Annotated in this window: 1 protein-coding gene and 1 pseudogene; both read left to right on the top strand. The window is 50.4% G+C overall.

Annotated features, from left to right (window positions below):
• Positions 1–511: pseudogene (locus P5683_RS25640) on the top strand (IS607 family transposase); the annotation flags it as partial.
• Positions 471–568 (top strand): helix-turn-helix domain-containing protein (locus P5683_RS26665; RefSeq protein WP_396442625.1); only part of this gene is annotated, 98 nt, incomplete at its 3' end. The pseudogene P5683_RS25640 and the gene P5683_RS26665, both read left to right, overlap by 41 nt.

Genomic DNA, 568 nt, shown 5'->3' with positions numbered 1-568 from the left:
AACCATCAGAACCCCCGCTGGGCAACGACGATATAACGTTGAGTCATATACTGCCAAATCAGGCAGTGACAAACGCAAAGTCGTTATCTATGCCAGAGTTAGTAGCCGCGCCCAGCAGTCCGACCTCAACCGACAGGTGGCCGCATTGTCCAACCTCTACCCCGAAGCAGAAGTCGTCTCAGAAATCGGAGGCGGGCTCGACTTCAAGGGAAAGAAAATGCTGGCCTTACTGGGACATCATTTGTCAGGAGATGTCGGCATGGTTGTCGTTGCCCACAAAGACTGATTGGCAATATGGGGATTTGACTTGTTTCGATGGCTCTGTGAGCAAAACAGGTGTTCACTCATGGTTCTCAACCAGACAAGTCTCAGTCCAGAACCAGAAATGGTTGAGGACATCCTCGCCATCCTCCACTGCTTCAGTTCCCGATTATACGGACGGAGTAAATACAAAACTCAGGTCAAAGAAGATCCGGATTTACCCCAGCCCGGAGCTAAATCAAGTCTGGCGCCAATGGCTGGCTGCTTGTCGGTATTGCTACAACCAAGCAATTGCATTATCTAGGAG

The sequence above is a fragment of the Limnospira sp. PMC 1279.21 genome (genome assembly GCF_032349615.1).
Classification (GTDB): domain Bacteria; phylum Cyanobacteriota; class Cyanobacteriia; order Cyanobacteriales; family Microcoleaceae; genus Limnospira; species Limnospira fusiformis.
Note: the sequence above shows the minus strand (reverse complement) of the source record. Positions and strands in the feature narration are given on the sequence as shown.